Origin of the sequence: Serratia sp. MMO-28 (assembly GCF_037199905.1) — a bacterium.
Taxonomy (GTDB): domain Bacteria; phylum Pseudomonadota; class Gammaproteobacteria; order Enterobacterales; family Enterobacteriaceae; genus Chania; species Chania oryzae.
Genome location: NZ_JBBCVB010000005.1, coordinates 189,975 through 204,375, shown reverse-complemented (window position 1 = coordinate 204,375; position 14,401 = coordinate 189,975). Strand labels below are relative to the sequence as shown.

General features: G+C 56.8%; 14 protein-coding genes. 10 read left to right on the top strand and 4 right to left on the bottom strand.

Going from position 1 to position 14,401, the window contains the following annotated elements; all coding sequences use genetic code 11:
- Positions 1–61: 61 nt before the first annotated feature.
- The 3 genes from hydN to WG891_RS06455 all read left to right on the top strand — a co-directional run bounded on the left by hydN (position 62) and on the right by WG891_RS06455 (position 3,111).
- On the top strand, positions 62–604 hold the full coding sequence (hydN, locus tag WG891_RS06465; RefSeq protein ID WP_337261974.1) for an electron transport protein HydN: 543 nt from the start codon (positions 62–64) through the stop codon (positions 602–604).
- An 11-nt stretch (positions 605–615) separates the two neighbouring features.
- The gene (fdhF, locus tag WG891_RS06460) at positions 616–2,772 is read left to right on the top strand and encodes a formate dehydrogenase subunit alpha (protein ID WP_337261973.1); all 2,157 of its coding nucleotides are present in this window, start codon (positions 616–618) and stop codon (positions 2,770–2,772) included.
- Positions 2,773–2,865: 93 nt separating this feature from the next.
- The gene (locus WG891_RS06455) at positions 2,866–3,111 is read left to right on the top strand and encodes a hypothetical protein (protein WP_337261972.1); all 246 of its coding nucleotides are present in this window, start codon (positions 2,866–2,868) and stop codon (positions 3,109–3,111) included.
- Here WG891_RS06455 and WG891_RS06450 read toward each other — a convergent pair.
- Both WG891_RS06450 and WG891_RS06445 read right to left on the bottom strand, forming a co-directional pair.
- Positions 3,097–3,615 carry a chromate transporter gene (locus WG891_RS06450; RefSeq protein ID WP_443006046.1) on the bottom strand — a complete coding sequence of 173 codons (519 nt, stop codon included), beginning with the start codon at positions 3,613–3,615 and terminating at the stop codon, positions 3,097–3,099. The genes WG891_RS06455 and WG891_RS06450 overlap by 15 nt on opposite strands.
- Positions 3,615–4,181: a chromate transporter gene (locus WG891_RS06445; RefSeq protein WP_337261971.1), complete on the bottom strand. Its 567-nt coding sequence runs from the start codon at positions 4,179–4,181 to the stop codon at positions 3,615–3,617. Before WG891_RS06445 ends, WG891_RS06450 begins: the two co-directional genes overlap by 1 nt.
- Before the next feature lie 209 nt (positions 4,182–4,390).
- Here WG891_RS06445 and WG891_RS06440 point away from each other — a divergent pair, with 209 nt between their 5' ends.
- Both WG891_RS06440 and WG891_RS06435 read left to right on the top strand, forming a co-directional pair.
- Positions 4,391–5,371 (top strand): MBL fold metallo-hydrolase, encoded by a 981-nt coding sequence (locus WG891_RS06440; protein WP_337261970.1) that lies wholly within the window; start codon positions 4,391–4,393, stop codon positions 5,369–5,371.
- Between the two features lie 66 nt (positions 5,372–5,437).
- The gene (locus WG891_RS06435; RefSeq protein WP_337261969.1) at positions 5,438–6,277 is read left to right on the top strand and encodes a PfkB family carbohydrate kinase; all 840 of its coding nucleotides are present in this window, start codon (positions 5,438–5,440) and stop codon (positions 6,275–6,277) included.
- Between the two features lie 120 nt (positions 6,278–6,397).
- On the opposite strand, the gene WG891_RS06430 is transcribed toward WG891_RS06435, so the two are convergent.
- Positions 6,398–7,180 carry an N-formylglutamate amidohydrolase gene (locus tag WG891_RS06430; RefSeq protein WP_337262000.1) on the bottom strand — a complete coding sequence of 261 codons (783 nt, stop codon included), beginning with the start codon at positions 7,178–7,180 and terminating at the stop codon, positions 6,398–6,400.
- A 153-nt stretch (positions 7,181–7,333) separates the two neighbouring features.
- Between WG891_RS06430 and ogt the strand changes: the two genes are divergently transcribed.
- Entirely contained in the window at positions 7,334–7,858 is a 525-nt protein-coding gene (ogt, locus tag WG891_RS06425; RefSeq protein ID WP_337261968.1) for a methylated-DNA--[protein]-cysteine S-methyltransferase, read from the top strand.
- Here ogt and WG891_RS06420 read toward each other — a convergent pair.
- Positions 7,855–8,802, bottom strand: a complete 948-nt coding sequence (locus tag WG891_RS06420) for a sugar-binding transcriptional regulator (protein ID WP_076940376.1) — start codon at positions 8,800–8,802, stop codon at positions 7,855–7,857. The two genes, ogt and WG891_RS06420, sit on opposite strands and share 4 nt — an antisense overlap.
- A 189-nt stretch (positions 8,803–8,991) precedes the next feature.
- Here WG891_RS06420 and dalD point away from each other — a divergent pair, with 189 nt between their 5' ends.
- From dalD to fnr, 4 genes are all read left to right on the top strand, one after another.
- Positions 8,992–10,377: a D-arabinitol 4-dehydrogenase gene (gene dalD, locus WG891_RS06415; RefSeq protein ID WP_337261967.1), complete on the top strand. Its 1,386-nt coding sequence runs from the start codon at positions 8,992–8,994 to the stop codon at positions 10,375–10,377.
- Between the two features lie 12 nt (positions 10,378–10,389).
- Positions 10,390–11,853, top strand: coding sequence for a xylulokinase (gene xylB / locus WG891_RS06410; RefSeq protein ID WP_337261966.1), 1,464 nt, complete (start codon positions 10,390–10,392; stop codon positions 11,851–11,853).
- Positions 11,854–11,910: 57 nt separating this feature from the next.
- Positions 11,911–13,203, top strand: a complete 1,293-nt coding sequence (locus tag WG891_RS06405; protein WP_337261965.1) for an MFS transporter — start codon at positions 11,911–11,913, stop codon at positions 13,201–13,203.
- 350 nt (positions 13,204–13,553) lie between these two features.
- Complete coding sequence (fnr, locus tag WG891_RS06400) at positions 13,554–14,318, top strand: fumarate/nitrate reduction transcriptional regulator Fnr (RefSeq protein ID WP_156292303.1); 765 nt, start codon at positions 13,554–13,556, stop codon at positions 14,316–14,318.
- The last annotated feature ends 83 nt before the right edge of the window (positions 14,319–14,401 follow it).

The window sequence follows — 14,401 nt, the reverse complement described above, 5'->3', positions numbered from 1 at the left end:
TGTATAGCCAGAGGCAGAATTCCCCCTTTGCTCTCCCTGATGGGTTAACCAGGAGTTTTTGATGAACCGGTTCATTATCGCCGATCCGAAAAAGTGTATCGGCTGCCGCACCTGTGAAATTGCCTGCGTGGTAGCACACAGCGAAAACCAGGATGTTACCGCGATCAACGCCGCCAATTTTGCCCCACGCCTGCATGTGATTAAGGGCGTCAACGTCAGCACCGCCGTGCTGTGCCGCCAGTGCGAAGACGCGCCCTGCGCCAACGTCTGCCCGAACGGGGCCATCCGCCGCACCAACGGCATGGTGCTGGTGATGCAGGAACGCTGCATCGGTTGCAAAACCTGCGTGGTGGCCTGCCCCTACGGCGCGATGGAAGTGATCACCCGCCCGGTGATCCGCCAGAACGGTGCGGCAATCAGCGCCATCAGCGAGAAAGCCGAAGCGCATAAGTGCGATCTCTGCAACGGGCGCGCGAACGGCCCGGCCTGCATGGAAACCTGCCCAACCAACGCGCTGCACTGTGTAGACCGCAACATGCTGCAGGCCATGAACGCCGAGAAACGCCGCCGCGCTGCGCTCGACACTCTGTCATCCCTGTTTTAGGAATAGAATCGATGAAAAAAATCACAACCGTCTGCCCTTACTGCGGTGCAGGCTGCAAAATGAAACTGGTGGTGGATAACGGCAAAATTATCAGGGCAGAAGCCGCTGATGGCGCGACCAATCAGGGGGAACTGTGCCTGAAAGGCTATTACGGCTGGGACTTTCTCAACGATACCAAACTGCTGACGCCGCGCCTGACCCAGCCACTGATCCGCCGTGAAAAAGGCGGCAGATTTGAAGCCGTCAGTTGGGATGAAGCCATCAGTTACACCGCACAGCGGCTGAAAGCCATCAAGCAACAGCACGGCGCGCGCGCCATTATGCATACCGGTTCCTCACGCGGCACCGGTAATGAAACCAACTATGTGATGCAGAAATTTGCCCGTGCGGTGATCGGCAACAACAACGTCGACTGCTGCGCCCGCGTATGCCATGGCCCATCGGTAGCGGGTCTGCAAGCCACACTGGGTAACGGTGCGATGAGCAATTCGATAGGTGATATCGAAAACTCCAAATGCCTGCTGATCATCGGCTACAACTGCGCCGACTCGCACCCGATCGTTGCCCGCCGGGTGTTGAAAGCCAAAGAGAAAGGCGCGCAGATTATAGTGTGCGATCCGCGCCGCATTGAAACCGCACGCATTGCCGATCAGCACCTGCAGATCAAAAACGGCTGCAATATGGCGTTGATCAATGCCTTCGCGCACGTGCTGATCGAAGAGAATCTGTATGACCGCGATTACGTGGCCAAGTACACCGAAGGTTTCGACGTTTATCGCCAGCAGGTGGCCGATTACGCGCCGGAAGCGGTGGAACGCCTGACCGGCGTCAGCGCCCAGCAGATCCGCCAGGCGATGCGCACCTACGCCAGCGCCCCTTCCGCCACGGTGATGTGGGGCATGGGCGTCACCCAGTTCGGCCAGGCGGTGGATGTGGTGAAAGGTATCGCCAGCCTGGCGTTGCTGACCGGCAATCTGGGGCGCGCCAACGTCGGCGTTGGGCCGGTGCGTGGGCAGAATAACGTGCAAGGGGCCTGCGATATGGGCGTACTGCCTAATGAATTCCCCGGCTATCAGCCCGTGACCGACGCCGCGGTGCGCGCCAAGTTCGCCGCCGCCTGGGGCATTGATGCCGCACAGATGGACCCGGAGATCGGTTATCGCATTACCGAAATCCCGCACCTGGTGCATGATGGCAAAGTGAAAGCCTATTACATCATGGGGGAAGATCCGCTGCAGACCGAGGCCGATCTGAGCCTGGTGCGCAGCGCGTTTGCAGCGCTGGAGTTTGTGGTGGTGCAGGACATCTTTATGACCAAGACCGCCGAGCAGGCCGATGTGATCCTGCCCGCCACCTCCTGGGGCGAGCACGGCGGCGTGTTCTCCTGCGCCGATCGCGGTTTCCAGCGCTTTGAAAAAGCCATTGAGCCGCAATACAACGTCAAACGTGACTGGGAGATCATCAGCCTGCTGGCCACCGAACTGGGCTATCCGATGCATTACGACGATAACCAGCAGATCTGGGACGAAATGCGCGAGCTGTGCCCACTGTTTTACGGTGCCACCTACGAGAAAATGGGCGAGCTCGGCCACGTGCAATGGCCATGTACCACGCTGGACAGCCCCGGCACGCCCTATTTGTACCAGGGTAACCAGTTCACTACCCCCTCTGGCAAAGGCCAGTTATTTGCTACCGCCTGGCGCCCGCCGGCGGAGATCCCAGATGCCAGCTACCCGCTGGTGCTCTGTACCGTGCGTGAGGTGGGCCACTACTCCTGCCGCTCCATGACCGGTAATTGTGCCGCGCTGCAAACGCTGGCGGATGAACCGGGCTGGGTGCAGATCAATCCGCAAGACGCCACCGCACTGGGGATCGCCGATCGACAGTTGGTGTGGGTGGCTTCACGCCGTGGCAAAGTGATTAGCCGCGCCAACCATAACGAGCGCATCAATCTGGGGGCGGTGTATATGACCTATCAATGGTGGATCGGCGCCTGTAACGAACTGACGCAGGAGAACCTGGATCCGATCGCTAAAACGCCAGAAACCAAATACTGCGCGGTGAAACTGGAGGCGATCGCCGATCAGAACTGGGCAGAAAACTACGCCCAACAAAGCTACAGCGACATGAAAGCCCGGCTGCGCAGCGCGGTGGAAGATGTGATGTAACCGCCTGGAGCGCCACACCTTCGGGGATAGTATGGTGCCGGAGGCTTCCCCGATTTTTTCTGCAAATTTTGACAGGACGTAAGATGATTAACCGTGCATTTTCCCAAACTGACCATCACCGCGATCGCTTTAGCGATCGGTGGGCTGGAAGGTTTGGGGCTGCTGACCGACACGCTGGGGTTACAAGGCGGCCTCTGGCGCGGCGTGGCCATGCTCAGCCAGCATATGAGCAGCGTCGGATACGCCGCCGTTGTGCTGCTTGTGTTGTTCTGGGCGCTGTCGGCGCTGAATTACCGCCGCAAGAATTATGATGCTTTGATACCGTCAGGCCACCAATAACCCCAACAGCGCCCCACCTGCCAGGATCCACAGCGGGTGGAGGCGCTTTTGCATCCCCAATAGCGTGGCCAGCAGGGTCAGCAGCGCTAGCCGCCAGTTGGTGACCGAAGCTTCGGTGATCAAGATACCGCTGGCGACAACCAGCCCAACCGTTACCGGCACCAGCCCCGCCTGCACTTTCTGCCGCCATGGCCGGTCCTTGAAGCGCTTCCAGGCCTTCATCACCAGCACCGTCAACAGGGAAGAAGGAACAAAATTAGCAACGGCGGACACCAGCAGCCCACCCCAACCCGCCACGTGCCAGCCAATCAGCGGTACGATCATCATATTCGGCCCCGGAGCGGCCTGCGCCATGGCGAATAGCGCACTGAATTCCTGTGCCGTCATCCAATGATGCACATCCACCACCTGCCGCTGCATCTCCGGCAAAATGGTAAAGCCGCCGCCCAGTGCCATCAGGGAAAGCTGGCCAAAAATGATCGCTAATGAGATGAATATCGCCATTATATAGACTTCCTCCACGCCAACAGGATACTCAGTGCGGCCAGCGCCAGCATGGTGGGCAAAAGCGGTAAATGCAGCCAGGCGATCGCTCCCAGGCAAATGGCAACCACCGCGAGCGCCAGCCATTTTCTCCACAGCGGTAACAGCATTTTTATGCCGGTAGAAAGCAGCAATCCCGCCGCTGCTGCGGCCAATCCGGCAAAAACGTGCTGCACATGGGGCTCGTTCTGGAAACGGGTATACATCACACCCAGGCCGATGACGATCGCGGTGGGAGCGCAGATCAGGCCCAGCAAAGCACAAAGAGCACCACGCAGCCCGCGAAACTCCATGCCTACCGCCACGGAAAGGTTGATCACATTGCCGCCGGGCAGAAACTGACACAAGCCTAATAACTCGGTGAACTGAGCCCCGGTCAGCCAACGTTTTTTCTCAACCAACATGCTGCGTGCCAGTGGCAGTACCCCGCCAAAGCCGGTCAGGCCGAGCAGCAAAAAACCGAGAAACAGTTGGGTATTATCGGGAGGGGCAGTGACTTCAGTGTGGGTGGCGCTAGAGTCTGTCATGAGGTTTCCATCTCACCGTGTTGATTATGCGCATAATGCACGCTGCCATGCCGTGATGTCTAATGCATTAAAGGCGTCGCCGATAGCTGCCCCTTTCCCATTGATATCACTGGTGGGTGAGCGCATTTGTTGATATAAAATTTACACTTGCCGCACTGTATTATCACCGACAGTCACCTCTTCTCTCCATCCACTTAAAAGGGATCTTTATGAAGCATTCTGTTCGCCGCACGTTGTTAGCCATCGCCCTGGCCTGTGCCAGCGTCGGGCCGCAGATCAGCGCTGCCAGTGCGCCAGCACAGCAGCAAACCCAGGTTCCCGGTTACTATCGCATGATGCTGGGTAACATGGAGGTCACGGCGCTGTACGATGGCTACACCAACCTGCAAACCAAGTTATTCCACAACATCAGCGAACCCGATATGCAAAAGCTGCTGGCACGCATGTTTGTCGACAGCACTTCGGGCATTCAAACGGCGGTTAACGCTTTCTTGGTGAATACCGGGACGAATCTGGTTCTGGTCGATGCCGGGACCGCACAGTGCTTCGGCCCGACGCTGGGGGCAATTCAGAGCAATTTGCGCGCCGCTGGTTATCAGCCTGAGCAGGTTGATACCGTATTGCTGACCCACCTGCACCCGGATCACGCATGCGGCATCAACGATCAGGGCAAAGCGGCCTTCCCTAACGCCACCCTGTATGTCGCCAAAGCGGAAGCGGACTACTGGCTGAGCAAGGAGATCGCACAAAAGGCACCGCAAGCGGCCCAACCGATGTTCAAGCTGTCGCAAGAGGCCGTTGCCCCTTATGAAGCTCAAGGGCGGCTGAAGCGCTATGCCCCTGGCGATACCCTGCTCCCCGGAGTCGAAGTGGTATCAACGCCAGGCCATACGCCAGGGCACACCGCGTATCTGTTCAGCTCAGCAGGGCAAAACTTGTTGTTATGGGGCGATATTGTGCATAGCCATTCGCTGCAGTTTGCTCAACCAAAAGTCTCGCTGGAGTTCGATACCGACAGCAAACAAGCCATTGCCACACGCCTGAAGGTTTTTGCCGACGCCGCCAAAAAACAGCTGTGGGTCGGTGGTGCACACTTGCCATTCCCAGGGCTGGGCCATGTGCGTGCCGAGAAATCGGGTTATGTCTGGGTCCCCATTGAATATGCGCCGGTAGCCAGTAAAAAATCCTGATGCCACGTTTGCCAGCACCTGCATTTTGCGGATGCTGGCTGTTAACCCTCCGCAGAGAAAACCACTATGTCATCTGTTGTAACACTGCGCTCGCCGCCGATCGATGTCATCACCATTCAGTCACAGGTGATCTACGGCAGCGTAGGGAATGCCATTGCCTATCGTACATTGCTGAAGAAAAACCTTGAAGTGCTGCAGGTGCCAAGCGTGCTGTTTGGCTGCCCGCCTTATTATGGCGCGCCTCACGGCGGGACGATCGCCAGCGAGTGGTTCAGCGGCTTTCTGGAAGATTTGATCGCCCGCGATGTCGTTCGCCACGCTCGGGCGGTGATTATCGGTTATCTGGGGAATGCGGAGCAGTGCGATATCTTGGCTACCTGGCTGCCGCGCGTTATCGCCATCAACCCAGAGATTAGAATTTATATCGATCCGGTGATGGGCGATTACGGCGAAGGAGTCTATGTCGATAAACAGCTCGTCGACAGCTATCGCTCGGCTTTTCTGCGGTTGGCGCATGGCGTGACACCGAACGGATTCGAACTGGAGCAACTGGGCGATCGGCCGTTAACCACCCGGGAACAAAGCGTGCGGGCCGCGCAGGCCTTGCTGCAGGGCAATACCGAGTGGGTATTGGTCACTAGCGCTCCCGGCGTGGCCAACAATGCCAATGAGGTGGGTCTGTTATTGGTGACCAAAAGCGATGCCCAGAGTTTTACCCATGCCAAAATCGCCTCAGCCGTGAAAGGCACTGGGGATATGTTCACCGCCCTGCTGGTCAGCCATCTGCTGCACGGTAAACCGCTCAGCGACGCCGTTGTGGCCACCGGTCATGAAGTCTGTGCGGTTTTGACAGATACGGCGCAACATAGCTGGCAGGAAATTGGCAGCCTGCAGGCGCTGGTGTAACGCACAAAGCCGTTTCTTGCTCTTGCTGAAGTCCAGCGCGAAGGCAAACACTGCGCTCTGAATTTGCGTAATCCCCCAAATCTCACCGCGCTTTGTTCAACACTCGTGCTGGTTGTCTCGTCAAATCTCCCAACGCTGCCACACCTGAGGAAGCAGCCGGGCAAAACGGGCCGCCCAGGCTTTTTGCCCTGGCGCATCGGCGATTAAATCCTGGCGGATTTCAATACCCACATACGGCAATGCCCTGCGTTCCGCATGTACCGGCAGCGTATAATCCGTAGCATCGGTCATGGCATAAGGCTGGTTAATGCCCACCTGCAGATCCCCTTCCTCACGCAGCAACTCCGCTAGCAGTAAGGCAAATTTGGGCTGGCGGTTAAATAGCAACCCCACCTGCCACGGGCGCACCTCGCCTTTGAAAACCGGGGTAAAACTGTGCATGGCAATCACCGCACAGGGCCGATCTTGCGCCAGACGGGTGTTCAAGGTGTGCGCGATCGCCTGATGGTAAGGCTGGAAAATCTCCTGCTCGCGCGCCCCCATTTCAGCCGCCGTGATGCCGTGGTTACCAGGAATAGAGGTCAACTCAGAGATTAGCGGAATGGAAGTCACTCCCCCCGGGGTACGGTTGCAGTCGATCACCAACCGTGAGTAATGCTGATGAATCAGCGTGGCATCAAGATGCTGGCCCAGGTGCTGTGAAACATTAAGCGCACCAATATCCCAACCAATGTGACGATCGATCTCACCGCTGGCCAAGCCGAGATCGCCCAAACGCTGTGGGATCGCCTGCCCGGCGTGATCGCACAATAACAAAAATGGAGATATGCCCTGCGGCCGCTCAACGGCCACCGCCGCAGGCTCATGCGCCGCCAGTAAACTGGGGGGATAAGGGTGAAACATCATGTGCTCCAACGGAATAAAACCCTCATCCTAGCGATCCTAATACCCGGTAGCAATTCAGACTTGAGTTATCGATCCTGGTGTCCGAAATCCGCCATCGCTTTGCGTTTTTTCGTGCAATAATCTGCACCTCAAACGTGAGGAGTGAACTACATGCAGACTTTTTTTATTGATCGTATGCCGACGCCGGTCGGTGAACTGGTGTTGATCGGTGATGAGCAAGGCCGCATGCGCGCTCTGGACTGGACCGATCATGAAGCACGCCTGATGAAGTTGCTGAACACCCACTATCGCGCCGATCGCTTCACGTTGCAGGAACAAGCAAACCCCGGCGGCCTGACCGAGCTGATGCAACGCTATTTTGCCGGTGAGTTGGCGGTGATTGACCGTATCCCGGTGATGACCGCCGGAACCGAGTTCCAGCGCACCGTGTGGCAGCAACTGCGCCAGATCCCCTGTGGCGAGATTATTACCTATGGCGATTTGGCAAAACGCATTGGCCGCCCGACCGCATCACGCGCGGTGGGCATGGCCAATGGCTCTAACCCGATCAGCATTGTGGTGCCCTGCCACCGGGTGATTGGCGCACAAGGCGCGCTCACCGGCTACGCCGGCGGCGTGCAACGCAAACAGTGGCTGCTCAAGCATGAAGGCTATCTGCCAAAGGATCTGATCTAATCGGCTAATAGGGCCTGCGCGCATTCTTCGTCGGTAACCAGGCCGTTGATCCAGCGGCCCAGCAAGGCCGCGCGGATGGCGCGATGTTTTTCCGCACCACCGGCCAGGGCGATCACCGGTTTTTCTGGCTGCTGCCGCAGGTTGACGCTGGTCAAGCGCTGATCCAGCTCGCTGGCCACGCGCCGCCCTGCGCTGTCGATAAAATGCCCCAGCATTTCGGCCACCGCGTTCGCGGCGGATAAACGTTCTACCTCCTCCGCCGAGATAAACCCATCTTTGTGCAACGGGCACTGATACTCAATGGTGCCGATACCGATAAAGGTGACGTCGGCCTGGCTAGCCTTCTCGTTCACCGTGCGGTAAATGCGGTGGTTACACCATAGGGTACGATCCTGTTCGCTGTCGGCAAACAGCGGCGCAGGCAGAATAAAGTAACGTCCCTGGGTTTTTTCCGCCATCCACAGCGGAACGTCGTAGCGCGTACAGGAACCATCGGCAGCAATCGCCCCGATCAGTGATACACAACTGTGCTGTGGCCGTTCAAAATCGGGCAATTCATCAATTGCCGCCTTCAGGCTGCGGCCAGAACCGACGCCAATGATCAGCGGTTGTTCATCACGGATAAACTGCGCCATCACTTCGGCACCGGCTACCGCCACCGCCCGGTTCAACCCTGCGCTTTCCATCCCTTGGCTCGGCACCACCTGGCACAGACTCAGCCCATAGCGTTCACTCAGGCGGGCAGAGAGTTCCATACAGCGGCCTACCGGATGCGAGATATTCACGCTGATCAGGCCGCTGTCTATCGCCAGCGCCACCAAGCGTTGCGCCACCTGGCGCGATACGCCGAGCGCCTCGGCAATCTCATGTTGGGTCTGCCCAGCCACGTAATACATCCAGGCGGCACGCGCGGCCTGGTCTAGTTTCTTATCGTGTCGATTCATTTCGCCATTCTGCCTTCTCACGCTGATGCACCATTTTACCGGCATTCCCCCTTCCCTATGCCATCGATTTGCACTTTTGTGAGCTAAAGCCCATTTAAAGGGCAAAAGTTTAATTAGTCTATCGCCAACGATAGAGCAAATGCCCAGTAAAAGGGCCGATGCTCAAAAATACCTTTAACGGAGAACATCATGAGCACATCCTTGAACGCTTCCCGCGCCGTTTGGCTGCACATCGGTGCAGGCTCTTTTCACCGTGCTCATCAGGCATGGTATCTGCACCGCCTGATTGCCAAGGGGGATACGCACTGGTCGATTGCCTTAGCCAATATCCGCGACGACGCCACGCCACTGCTTGATGCGCTGGCGGAGCAAAACGGCCAATACGTGCTGGAAACCGTGACTCCGCAAGGAGAACGCCAGTACGAAACCATCACCTCCATTCGTAAAGTGATCCCTTGGGATAACGAGCTGGCGGCGTTGATGGCCGAAGGGGCACGCCCAGAAACCCGCGTGATCTCTTTCACCGTGACCGAAGGGGGTTACTATCTGGATAACCAGTTCAATCTAGATCAAGGCAATGCCGATATTCAGGCGGATCTGCTGGGCGGTTGCCGCACCATTTATGGCACCATCGCCCAACTGTTGGCATACAGAAAACAGCTTAATGGTGACCCTGTCACGTTATTGAACTGCGATAACCTGCGGCATAACGGCGAACGTTTCCGCCATGGTCTGATGCAGTTCCTGCAATTGCGCCAGGAAACGGCGCTGATCGGCTGGATTGAAAGCCACACCCGTTGCCCGAATACCATGGTTGACCGCATTACGCCGCGCCCTTCTCCAGACGTTGCTCAACGCGTGGCGCAGGCCACCGGCTTTCAGGACCGTGCACCGGTGATGGGCGAAGCCTTTATCCAGTGGGTGATCGAAGATGATTTCATTGCCGGGCGCCCGGCGCTGGAAGAGGTGGGCGTCGAGCTGGTTGAATCGGTCTTGCCGTATGAAGAAGCCAAAATCCGCATTCTCAATGCCAGCCACAGTTGCATTGCCTGGGCGGGCACGCTGATCGGCCAACGTTTTATCCACGAAAGCACCGGAACACCTGCGATCTGCCAGTTGGCTTACGACTATGTAACGCAGAATGTGATCCCGTCGCTAACACCAAGCCCGCTTGACTTGGCGGCGTACCGTGACGTGGTGTTGGAGCGCTTCAGTAATCCTCACATTCGCGATACCAACCAGCGCGTGGCCGCTGACGGTTTCTCCAAAATCCCCGGTTTTATCACCCCCACGTTGCAAGAGTGCTATCAACGCGGCCAGGTGCCAGCGGCCACCGCCATGCTGCCCGCGCTGTTTTTTGTCTTTATGCAGCGCTGGCACCAACACAATCTGCCTTATGACTATCAGGACGGCATTCTGGACGCCGCCGCCGTGCGCCAGATGTTCAACAGTGCCGATCCGGTGGCCGTGTTTGCCGCCGATGAAAAACTGTTCAGCACTCTGGCCCACAGTGCACCGTTTGCCCAGTTGCTGCGCCAGTCGATCGACAAGGTTAACCATTGGCTGGCGCATTAACGGGAGCGGATCATGTATTTAGGACTCGATTTAGGCACTTCAGAAATCAAAGCCGTGGTGATCGATGACAGCGGCAGCCTTGTCGCCAGCGCCGGAGAGGCGCTGGACGTACAGCGCCCGCATCCACACTGGGCAGAGCAGGATCCCGCCGACTGGTGGCGGGCTACGCAAACAGTGGTTGCCCGCCTGCGCAGCAAAATACCGCAACAGTGGCCGCTGATCCGCTCGCTGGGCCTCTCCGGCCAGATGCACGGCGCAGTGCTGCTTAACCGTGATAATCAGGTATTACGCCCAGCCATTTTGTGGAACGACACCCGCAGCGCAGAGCAGTGCCAACAGCTGACGCAAAGTGCGCCGGAACTGCACCAGATTGCCGGTAATCTCGCCATGCCTGGCTTTACCGCCCCCAAGTTACTTTGGGTGGCGCGCCATGAGCCGGAGATCTTCGCGCAGACCGCGACCGTGCTGCTGCCGAAAGATTTCCTACGCTGGATGATGAGCGGTGACAAGGTGTCTGATATGTCGGACGCGGCCGGAACGCTGTGGCTTGATGTGGCTAAGCGGGACTGGTCGGATAGCCTGCTCGCCGCCTGCGGCCTGACGCGCGATCATATGCCGCGTTTGGTCGAAGGCAGCGAAACCTCCGGCCAATTGAAAGGGGATATCGCCCGCGCCTGGGGGTTAAGTGACAATGTCACCATTGCCGGTGGTGGCGGCGATAACGCAGCCAGTGCGGTGGGCATCGGTGCGGTCAACCCTGGTGATGCGTTTATCTCTTTAGGCACCTCCGGCGTGCTGTTTGCGGTGAACGATCGTTTCCGCCCAAACCCGCAATCGGCGGTTCATGCCTTCTGCCACGCCCTGCCCGATCGCTGGCATCAGATGAGCGTGATGCTCACCGCCGCCAGCGCCTTGCGCTGGTTCTGCCAACTGGTGGGCAGCAATGAAACCACGCTGCTGGCCGAAATCGCTCAGATGAATCAGGCCGAACAGCGGCTCGCCCCGGTCTTCCTGCCGTATCTTTCCGGCGAACGTACCCCGCATAACGATCCCTTGGCCCAGGGCGCTTTTCATGGCTTAACCCATGCCCATCAGCGGGCAGCAATGGGCTATGCCGTCTTGGAAGGTGTGGCCTTGGGAATGGCCGATGGGCTGGCGGTGCTGTTACAGGCGGGAACACGACTGGAGCAGTGTTCGCTGATCGGCGGTGGCGCCCGTAGTGAACATTGGGCGCAGTTGATGGCCGATGTGCTCGATCTGCCGGTGGTTACCCATAAGGACGGCACGGCCGGTGGCGCGTTGGGGGCGGCACGTTTGGGCTGGCTGGCCACGGGCGGCAGCGTGGCTCAGGTTTGTCACAAGCCGGCCATCGAGCGCAGCTTCCAGCCCAACGCTGAACGCCAGCCGATGCTGAGTGAACGACTGGCCGTTTACCGCCAACTGTATCAACAACAGTTGGCACTGCGCCGGGTATAAACCGGTGCAGTAAATAATAAAAAAACCTGTTCCCTTACACCTACGTTGGAGTTTGCTATGCAACAAACGCACAAGCACTGGTTCGGGCTGCCGATGAACCTGTTCTGGGGCTATATCGCCATTGCCGTTTTCATGAGCGGCGATGGTTTTGAGATGGCCTTTCTGTCAAAACACATTACCGATATGGGATTCTCACCGGCGCAGTCAGCGCTGGTGTTCACCGTCTATGGCCTGGCCGCCGCGCTGGCTGCCTGGAGTTCTGGCGTGGTGGCGGAAATCATCACTCCGCAAAAAGCGATGCGTATCGGTTTTATCCTGTGGGTGGTGATGCATGCGCTGTTTATGCTGTTCGGCCTGGGGATGAAAAATTACCCGCTGATGCTGTTGTTCTACGGCATTCGTGGCCTGGCTTATCCGTTATTCATCTATTCCTTTGTTATGCTGGTGGTGCAGAATGTGCCAAAACAGCAGCTCTCTTCGGCTATGGGCTGGTTCTGGGCGATGTATTCCATCGGTATCGGTTGTGTAGGCAGCTATCTGCCCAGCTTCACCATTCCGCTGATCGGTGAAACCGGCACGCTGTGGTTTGCCATTGTCTGGGTGGCAGCCGGTGGGCTGATGGCGTTAGCTCTGCTGCGCAACGTTGGCCAAGCCAGCAGCAAGGCGGATTTGACGCCAAAAGAGAAACTGAAGGAACTTTCCCGCGCGGTGACCATTCTATTCACCAACCGCAATATTTTCCTCGCCTGCCTGATCCGCATCATTAATACGCTGTCGCTGTTTGGCTTTGCGGTGATCATGCCGATGCTGTTTGTCGGCCGTTTGGGTTTCACTATGTCTGAATGGCTGCAGATCTGGGCGGTGTTCTTCTTCGTCACCATTTTTACCAACATCATGTGGGGCATTCTGGGGGAAAAAATCGGCTGGATGCGGCAAGTGCGCTGGTTTGGCTGCATTGGTTGCGCTATTTCCAGCCTGGCGTTCTACTACCTGCCGGTCTATTTCGGCCACAACTTCTGGGCGGCGCTGATCCCAGCGGTGATGCTGGGGATCACCGTGGCGGCTTTTGTGCCGATGACGGCGGTGTTCCCGGTATTGGAACCGAACCACAAAGGTGCGGCCATTTCTATCTATAACCTGTCCGCCGGGCTGAGTAACTTTGCGGCCCCGGCTATTGCCTCTGTGATCCTGCCCTTCTTTGATATCGTTGGAGTGGTCTGGGTATATACCGGGCTGTATCTGGTGGCTGCAGGGCTGACGCTGGTGGTTAAAGTCGAACAGCCGGGCCACAACGCTGTAGCACCTTATCGCTTAAACAACGAAGTGTTGGCCAAAAATAGCGCCCAATAACTGAAAAGCCAGCCTGTGCGTCAGGCTGGTTTGTATTCAGCTCAATTTGTATTGAAATATTGACTGGCTACTTAACGTTATGATTACAATTCACCACTATCATTAAAAACTAATCATACGTATTCGGGCGTGGTAGTTAGATGAGTTCGTTATTTATCAACCAACAGCGGAAGCCAGCATGCGGGGGATTTATCAATAAACTATGAAACTTCAGTGAGCTATAGAATAATCGGCGGATCGGCCGTTTAAAATTCGCACACAATACCCTTAATCTTGTTATTGCTGCCCTTATCACCTGCCGCAAAAGATGTTAAAATTGACTCATATCAATTATTGCATGAGCGTAATCTATGATCCCGGAAAAACGCGTGATTCGTCGTATCCAATCTGGTGGTTGTGCGATCCATTGCCAAGACTGCAGCATCAGCCAACTGTGTATCCCTTTTACCCTCAATACGCACGAGTTAGATCAACTCGACAATATTATCGAAAGGAAAAAACCGATCCAGAAAGGCCAGACGCTGTTCAAAGCCGGGGACGAGCTGAAGTCCCTGTACGCAATCCGTTCCGGGACCATCAAGAGTTACACTATCACCGAACAGGGTGATGAGCAGATTACCGGCTTCCATCTGGCGGGCGATCTGGTAGGGTTTGACGCCATTGGTGGCATGAAACACCCGAGCTTTGCGCAAGCCCTGGAAACCTCGATGGTGTGTGAAATCCCGTTTGAAACGCTGGACGATCTTTCAGGCAAGATGCCTAATCTGCGCCAGCAGATCATGCGTTTGATGAGTGGCGAAATTAAAGGCGATCAGGACATGATCCTGCTGCTGTCAAAGAAGAATGCGGAAGAGCGCCTGGCTGCCTTTGTTTACAACCTGTCACGCCGCTTTGCCGAGCGCGGTTTCTCACCGCGTGAATTCCGTCTGACCATGACGCGGGGTGATATCGGTAACTATCTTGGCCTGACGGTTGAAACCATCAGCCGCCTGCTGGGGCGCTTCCAGAAAAGCGCCATCCTCAGCGTCAAAGGCAAATACATCACCATCGAAAACGTCGATGCGCTGTCACAGCTGGCCGGTACGTCACAGATTAATGTTTCCGTCAGTGCCTGATCACCTCGCGGGCCAATAATTTCAATTAATTATTGGCCCATCGCGTCTCTCCTCTGTCCTGTTTTTCAATGTTGAGTTACTCT